We start from the raw sequence: 8,007 nt of genomic DNA, 5'->3' as shown, positions 1-8,007 counted from the left end.
TTCGCTAAAAAGCCTTGCAGCAAAATCAACGACCTAATTGCATAAAATACTAATTTATAGTAAGTATAACAGTTTTTTTTAGTTTATGAGCAGACCCTATTATAGTTTAAGAATTGGTATTACACGGAGGAAAACGCTATAGGAAATTTACTATTAGATTTTGTTATACCAAGTGAGCCGAGAAAAAACTTAGTGAAACTCTGTGGGGTTTTTACGCTGTGAGGCTCTGTGGTTAAAAATAATTTACTGCTCAATTTGCAATTGAAAACTACTTCAGCTCTAAAATAGTCGGATTGAGGTTCAACTGATAGCCTTCGCAGTAAAGTTCTACTTTGTATTTTCCTTTTTTAAATTCGCCAGCACGTTTGTAATATATATAGATAATATCACTATTATTCGTAAAATCGACAGATTGTTTTACAGTATATACACTTTCTTGTCCCGCAAATTTAAAGGTGCCTGACCCTGCTTGATCATCGCGGATGGCCACTCCATCGGGACCAAATATTTTAACATATACATCTTTGCGGTTATGCTCTGCTACTGCATTGCGGGCGAAACCGAAAGATATTTTTAGCTGCTCTGTTTTTGATGCTTTGGTGGTTTCTTGCTCTTTGCCAACGCTTCTAATTCTAATTGCTACGGTACTAATATTTACCGCCTCCAATATTTTGGCATTATCTAAATCAGATATCGCTTTGCGTTTTTCTCCATCTAATTTATCCTTATCACCTTCCAGTGTTTTAACAGATGCTTTTAGGTCGGTATTTTCTTTTTTTACCGCATCAAGCTCTATAAGTTTTTCATCGAGTTCTTTTCTGGTTTTTTCATAGTAGTACTTAAATTTTTCGTACTTTTCCATAGCACGTTCGTACTCCTTTTTGGTTAAATTCTTTGAATTCAACAATCCTTGTATTTCCAGTGCCTGATTATTTAATTCATCCTTCATCTCATCAATAGCATCATTTAGAGAATCGTTAATACCACGATAAGATTCTAAATCTAATTTAGCACTTAGAAGGAGCTTTTCTACTTCAGCTTTTTCTTTTTTTACATCCACCAAGTTGCTTTGCTCAGTTTCCAAAGCTTTATCGGTATTGAGATAAATGTATAGCAAATAACCATTCATCCCCAATAAAAACAGGATGATTAAAATATAAACCAAGCGGTTGGATTCCTTTTTTCGTTCAGGTCTAAAATTAGTGGCGGGTTGCGGCGTGGTTTCCATACTTTATTTTATAGGTGTTTATTATGCAAAAGTAAACTATTTGCGGCTATTATAAACAAAAGCTATTGTTAAAACGTGGAAATCATGGATGGATGTGTCCGAAATAATGCTCAGTTTGTTTACGTCATTTCGAGCTACCCGAATAAAATTCGGGCGTGTGCAATCTAGAAAATTCGGAAAACTATAATGAGATTGCCACGGCTCTCATTATAGAGATCGTTATTATTTTTAACTTTTCTGAGCGAGGCTCGCAATGACGATAAATCTAATCCATCGCCTTCAACTCACTTACCAATTTGGTAAGGGCTGACTTCGCATCGCCGAACAACATAGAGTTTTTGGGATTATAGAACAGTTCGTTTTCGATACCTGCATAACCTGCGTTCATACTACGTTTGTTCACTATAATATTCTTTGCATTTTCTACATCCAAAATTGGCATTCCAAATATGGGCGAAGCAGAATCGTTATGAGCAGCAGGATTCACCACATCATTTGCTCCTACAACTAAAACTACATCGGTATTTGCAAATTCAGGATTTATTTCTTCCATTTCTACTAACTTATCATAAGATACATTTGATTCGGCCAACAATACATTCATATGACCGGGCATACGACCTGCTACTGGGTGAATTGCATATTTAACTTCCACACCACGTTCTTCTAATATTGTTTCCAATTCATGTATTACATGTTGTGCTTGTGCTACTGCTAATCCGTAACCAGGAACTATAATAACTTTCTTAGAATAGTTCATTAATACAGCAGCATCTGTTATAGAAATTTCTTTAATACTTCCTGATAATTCACGACCTTCACCTGCGGCTTTTGTGCCAGCACCAAAGGCTCCAAATATAACATTGCTCAAAGGTCGGTTCATGGCTTTACACATTACTAAAGTTAATAATGTTCCTGCCGATCCTACTAGAATACCGCCCGTGAGCATTGCTTTATTATTATACATAAATCCACCACAAGCTGCTGCCAATCCTGTAAACGAATTTAATAATGATATAACAACAGGCATGTCTGCACCACCAATAGGCAATACGAACATCACACCATATAATAATGCGGCCACAAAAAGCATATATACATGCATGATACCTTCTACATTCCCATTCACTATTAAGAAAGCATATACAAATAAACCAAGCATTAAGGCATTATTGATAATATTATATTGTGGTAAGCGGATAGGCTTGTTTAAAGTACCATTCAGTTTGGCCCAAGCTATAATAGAACCTGCAAATGAAACTGAACCTATCACAAGGCCCGCCATTATCATAGCGAGTTTTGCGGTGTGCCCCATGCCGCCTTGCTGAGCTAAATTTTTAAACGTTTCGATCAATTGCATCATCATATTTCCACCATCTTCTGGCAGGCTAAGAGCAACTTCATGGCTCATATGTTGAAATTCAATCAAGGAAATTAACGCGGCACAAGCTCCACCCATTCCATTGAATATCGAAACAAGTTCGGGCATTTTGGTCATTTGCACTTTTTTGGCCGTCAGCCAACCAGCAATAGTTCCAAGGCCAATTGCTGAAAGGATTAAAGTATATATAATAGGTTGAACTTTGTTATCGTGAATTAATATAGTTCCTATTATTGCTGCTGACATACCAGCACACGCAATAAGATTACCACGACGAGCTGTGGCTGGGTGAGATAACATTTTTAGACCAATAACAAATGTTACTGAGGCGAATAAATATATAATATCTAAAACATATTGCATGTTCATACCTGTTCCTTGAGTAATTAAATCCATTTTTTTTTAGTATTTATTTTTTCTTTTTAAACATTTCCAACATTCTATCTGTAACTACAAATCCTCCCACTACATTTAATGTTCCCAACACTACTGCCAAAAATCCTAATACCAATGGAAGTATCTTATCGGGATCAGTATGTAACATCACATATATAGCTCCTATAATAACTACGCCATGTATCGCATTTGCTCCTGACATCAAAGGTGTATGAAGTACCGCTGGCACCTTACCAATCACTTCTATCCCCACAAAAATCATGAGAATAACGATGTAAAACATTTGAATGTTGCTACCTATAAAATTTATAATACTTTCCATAATTTTTATTTTAACTTTTTAATATATTATATAATATCAACTTAACTCTTTAATATATTTCCTCCGTGACAAATCAAAGTTCCTTTGGTAATCTCTTCTTCCATTTCCCATTTGAAACCATCTTTGGTAGCCAAATATTGTAAAAAAGTACTTAAATTTTTTGCATATAATTCACTCGCATTTGTGGCAAGTGTGCTGGGCAAATTTGTAGTTCCTATTACATATACTCCATGTTTAAATACGATTTCATCGGCTTTTGCGATTTCGCAATTGCCTCCTTGCTCGGCAGCCATGTCTACAATTACTGCCCCGTATTTCATTAACTTCACTTGCTCTTCAGTAATAAGCACTGGTGCTTTACGGCCTGGAATAAGAGCTGTGGTAATTACCAAATCGGCTTGTGATAAAGATTTGTTCACGGCTTCTTTCTGTTTTTGCTGATACTCTTCCGAAACTTCTCTGGCATATCCACCTTCAGCTTTCACGCCATCCGATTTTACTTCAATAAATTTTGCTCCCAAACTTTCTGCTTGCTCTTTGGTCTCTGGTCTCACATCGGTAGCTTCTACTTGTGCACCAAGGCGTTTGGCCGTTGCTATGGCTTGCAATCCTGCTACACCAATACCAAAAATCAAAACTTTAGAAGGGATAATAGTCCCCGCCGCAGTCATCATCAAAGGAAAAATTTTGGTCATCTGATTTGCACCCAATAGCACTGCTTTATAACCTGCCAAATTACTTTGACTGCTTAATACATCCATGCTTTGTGCTTTTGAAATACGTGGTATTGCATCCATCGAAAAGGCAGAAACGCCTTTGCCATTAAGCTTTTGAATCAATTCCGGATTTGATAAATGATACATCAAACTAAAAATGATTTGTCCATTTTTTAGCTGAGCAATTTCGTCATCAGCGAAAGGGTTCACTTTAGCTACCACATCAGCCTCACTAATCAGTTGGCTTTTGTCGCTCACCACTTTTACACCTGCAGTTTCATAAACAGGGTCTTCGAATGACGAGGCTGTGCCTGCACCACTTTCAACTAAAACTTCAAATCCATTTTTGATTAACTGCCCTGCCACAGTAGGCGATAAGGCCACCCGCTTTTCTCCGGGCTTTGTTTCTTTGAGTATTCCTATTTTCACCGAATTTCTTTTTTATTCGGGTGCAAATTAAATAGGTAAAAAACATAAATTGAAGTTTATTTTTTCTTTGATTTTTTTACCAAGTCCATTTCAAAACTATATTTGCCGAGAAAAATTAACCTATTTGATACATGAAAACACTATTTACTACTACATTTTTATTGTCGGCACTATTTATTATGTCGTGCACCAAAACCACCAAATTGGCCAACAGGCTTGAAGGCACATGGAATATTGATGCCCATGAATATTCGAGCACCGGCACACAAACCAAAACAGATGCCAATGCTGGGACATTTGAATTTAAAAGTGATGGATCGGGCGTTGCTACAACTCCTACTGCTGCAGGAAATTTCACCAATACGAATGTATCTTCATTCTATTGGACTAATAACTCGCAGTCGGTTACACTATATATGAATGGAGGAGAGGAGCATTATAAGGTTACTACCAACGAGAAAAAGAAACAAGTATGGGAATCGGTTTACACCATAACGAATTCGAGCAGCAGTGGCGGGACCCCTACAACCAATACGGCTATAGATAGATATACTCTGTCGAAGAAGTAAGATAAAAGTAGTCAGTAGACAGTAGACAGCCCGCTGCGGCGGGCAGTGGGGAGTAGATAGTAGAAAGACTTGTTTGGTTAACAGGCGAAAGATATTAGACGAAAGTATAAACACATTATTGCATTCATCATTAACCATTATCCTTTCATCTTCTGTGAATCACACCTGCAACTGCTTGTGCAGTGGGCATTATCGTGAGTTCGTTAATATTTACATGAGCGGGTCTGTTGATGGCAAATAATATAGCTTCAGCCACATCGAAGCCAACTAAACTTTCAAAACCTTGATATACTTTTTTGGCACGCTCTTCATCTCCATGGAAACGGACGATGGAAAATTCCGTTTCCACAGCACCTGGGTGTATGGCTGTTACTTTAATGGGGTAGTTCAATAAATCAATTCGCATATTGCGGTTCAACATGTCTACCGCAGCTTTGGTTGAGCAATATATATTTCCATTGGCATAAGCCTCTTTGGCCGCTATTGAACCAATATTTACGATATGCCCATTTCCTCTTTCTACCATTGTAGGAAGTATTGCTCGGGTAATATATAATAGTCCTTTAATATTGGTATCTATCATATTTTCCCAATCCTCGATATCGCCTTTATCAATGGTACTCATTCCACTTGCAAGGCCCGCATTATTAATTAATATATCTATTTCTTTCCATTCAACAGGCAACTTTTCTATCGCTGCAAAAACGGCAGCTTTGTCCCTCACATCTAGCTTCATGACGAGGGTTTCTGAAGGCAATTCGCTTGCAAGCTTTTGCAATATTTCTTCTCTGCGGGCAGCGAGAATAAGTCGGTAACCTGCGGTTGACAAAAGTTTCGCGGTAGCCATTCCAATTCCCGATGATGCTCCTGTAATTAATGCTGTTTTGTTCATGAAGTAATTGTTTCTATATTTGCCGAGTTAAAAATATTTGCTGCAAAAGTAGCACTCACCCAAAACTAATCATTATTTCTGATGAAAAAACTATTTGCAATTTTATTTTTTATTGCCGTTTTGTTTACAAATTATGCTCAGGCACAATGTAGTGTAGACACTTCCCTGAAAAGTCCAGGATTTAAGCCTGACACGATTCCTCATGCCATGGAGCAAGTAAGCTATTCCCAAGTAATACAATTCAAATTTCCCACCGACACCACCGTTTTTTCGCAAAAGGTAACTTTCGATTCTCTAACCATTAAAGCTATTGATAGCCTGCCCAAAAGCATTACTTGGCAATGTGGAAAACCTGGTTGCACCTATTTGGGCGGCGAAAATGGTTGCCTCACTTTATCAGGCACACCACCAACTGGAACTGCGGGGAAATATAAAATGATTATCACCGTAACGGCACATTTTCCTATGCCCGCACCTTTCCCTTACAGGCACCAGGATTTTGCAAATACTTGGAATTTCTATGTGGACGGAGCAAACGGCATTTTAGTTCGTGAGCACACAAATTATATGAATGTATCGCCAAACCCGTTCGACCAACACGTGAATTTGGAAATTCAAAATGAAAAATCTGAAAAAAGTCGTGTGCAGATTTTCGATGTGCATGGTAGAGCAGTATATGATATGAATTTGCAATTGAACCCAGGAATTAACCAAGTAAATATCGATACCAAAATATGGAATTCGGGTTTGTATATCATCAAAACAAATGGAGCATTTGCTGGCAAAATTATTAAAATGTGATTAATACTTTCGAGGTAACAATATTGGGCTGTAGCTCGGCAAGCCCCACGCCTGACAGGCATCCATCGTCGCAGGTGGTTAACATAAACGATAAGTATATATTGATTGATTGTGGTGAGGGAACCCAAAATCAAATTTTTAAATATCATATTAAATTTGGCCGTATTTCTAAAATATTGATTAGCCATTTGCATGGCGATCATTTTTTGGGACTGCCCGGATTATTATCTACTCTAAGTTTGAATGGACGCACGGAACCGCTCGACATTATTGGGCCTCCAGGATTACAACAATTTTTGGAATATTTTTGCAAAGTATCCGAAACACATATCAAATTCCCATTGCATTATATAGAAACCAAAATGGATGGAATTCAAAATGTATATAGTTCTGACAAGTATGATATATATAGTTTCCCCATCAAGCATCGAATTATATGCACCGGTTTTCTTATCAAAACAAAAAAAGGTCTGCGAAAAATAAACAAAAACGTATGCGAAAGTTTTAATATCCCTATTATAGAATACCCCAGTATTAAAAATGGGAATGATTATATAACACCCGAAGGAAATACGATTACAAATGCAGAACTTACTTATGACCCACAGCCAGAAAAAACGTATGCTTATGTTTCCGATTCTATATATGATGAGGACTTGGTGAAATATATAAAAGGTATTGATTTATTATATCATGAATCTACTTTTTTGCACGAGATGCTCGAACGTGCCAATGAAACTTTTCACACCACTGCACTGCAGGCTGGTGCCATTGCCAAGCAAGCGGCAGTAGGCAAACTTATTATAGGACATTTTTCGGCACGCTACAAAACCTTGGAACCTATGATAGAAGAAGCACGTACCGAATTTGTAAATGCTGATTTGGCCTTAGAAGGTTTGACATTTACGGTATAATGGAAATTAATAATTTACCCGAATATACTAAAAACCAACTTGCACTTCGAAACGGTCAGGACAAACCAGAAGTGTGGGTTGCGTATAAAGGTTTGATATATGATGTTACCCGCAGCCGATTGTGGCAAATGGGAAAACACTACGAACACTGGGCAGGACAAGACCTCACGCCCGAGCTAAAAGATGCACCGCATACGGAAACTGTGTTTGATAAGTTTGATGTGGTAGGGAAATTGGTATAATAGTTTTGGAAGGAGAACCGTCATGCTGTTCGCTGCGGCGAACAACGTGACGACCACTAGCCGCAATGCCGAAAAAGAATTATTTTTTCAAATCAACTAATTCCCACATCTTTGCAT

The 8,007-nt window shown here is 37.7% G+C and carries 9 protein-coding genes; 4 read left to right on the top strand and 5 right to left on the bottom strand.

Going from position 1 to position 8,007, the window contains the following annotated elements; genetic code table 11:
- Positions 1 to 268 precede the first annotated feature (268 nt).
- From SGJ10_00610 to SGJ10_00595, 4 genes are all read right to left on the bottom strand, one after another.
- Complete coding sequence (locus SGJ10_00610; protein MDZ4756623.1) at positions 269 to 1,228, bottom strand: hypothetical protein; 960 nt, start codon at positions 1,226 to 1,228, stop codon at positions 269 to 271.
- A gap of 265 nt (positions 1,229 to 1,493) precedes the next feature.
- Complete coding sequence (locus SGJ10_00605) at positions 1,494 to 2,978, bottom strand: NAD(P)(+) transhydrogenase (Re/Si-specific) subunit beta (protein MDZ4756622.1); 1,485 nt, start codon at positions 2,976 to 2,978, stop codon at positions 1,494 to 1,496.
- 40 nt (positions 2,979 to 3,018) lie between these two features.
- On the bottom strand, positions 3,019 to 3,327 hold the full coding sequence (locus SGJ10_00600; GenBank protein ID MDZ4756621.1) for an NAD(P) transhydrogenase subunit alpha: 309 nt from the start codon (positions 3,325 to 3,327) through the stop codon (positions 3,019 to 3,021).
- Between the two features lie 41 nt (positions 3,328 to 3,368).
- Entirely contained in the window at positions 3,369 to 4,472 is a 1,104-nt protein-coding gene (locus SGJ10_00595) for a Re/Si-specific NAD(P)(+) transhydrogenase subunit alpha (protein MDZ4756620.1), read from the bottom strand.
- A 131-nt stretch (positions 4,473 to 4,603) separates the two neighbouring features.
- On the opposite strand from SGJ10_00595, the gene SGJ10_00590 reads away from it, so the two are divergent.
- Entirely contained in the window at positions 4,604 to 5,041 is a 438-nt protein-coding gene (locus SGJ10_00590) for a lipocalin family protein (protein MDZ4756619.1), read from the top strand.
- A gap of 145 nt (positions 5,042 to 5,186) precedes the next feature.
- Here SGJ10_00590 and SGJ10_00585 read toward each other — a convergent pair whose 3' ends face one another.
- Positions 5,187 to 5,933, bottom strand: coding sequence for an SDR family NAD(P)-dependent oxidoreductase (locus SGJ10_00585; GenBank protein ID MDZ4756618.1), 747 nt, complete (start codon positions 5,931 to 5,933; stop codon positions 5,187 to 5,189).
- Positions 5,934 to 6,014: 81 nt separating this feature from the next.
- On the opposite strand from SGJ10_00585, the gene SGJ10_00580 reads away from it, so the two are divergent.
- From SGJ10_00580 to SGJ10_00570, 3 genes are read left to right on the top strand one after another with little or no spacing between them, the layout of a single operon-like run.
- Positions 6,015 to 6,734 carry a T9SS type A sorting domain-containing protein gene (locus SGJ10_00580; GenBank protein ID MDZ4756617.1) on the top strand — a complete coding sequence of 240 codons (720 nt, stop codon included), beginning with the start codon at positions 6,015 to 6,017 and terminating at the stop codon, positions 6,732 to 6,734.
- Positions 6,731 to 7,648 carry a ribonuclease Z gene (locus tag SGJ10_00575; GenBank protein MDZ4756616.1) on the top strand — a complete coding sequence of 306 codons (918 nt, stop codon included), beginning with the start codon at positions 6,731 to 6,733 and terminating at the stop codon, positions 7,646 to 7,648. Before SGJ10_00580 ends, SGJ10_00575 begins: the two co-directional genes overlap by 4 nt.
- On the top strand, positions 7,648 to 7,890 hold the full coding sequence (locus tag SGJ10_00570; protein MDZ4756615.1) for a cytochrome b5 domain-containing protein: 243 nt from the start codon (positions 7,648 to 7,650) through the stop codon (positions 7,888 to 7,890). The genes SGJ10_00575 and SGJ10_00570 overlap by 1 nt, the downstream gene beginning before the upstream one ends.
- Positions 7,891 to 8,007: the final 117 nt, after the last annotated feature.

It is taken from the genome of Bacteroidota bacterium (assembly GCA_034439655.1).
Taxonomy (GTDB): Bacteria; Bacteroidota; Bacteroidia; order UKL13-3; family UKL13-3; genus CANJUD01.
The sequence above is the reverse complement of the archived record's forward strand: the minus strand, read 5'-3'. Positions and strand labels throughout refer to the sequence as shown.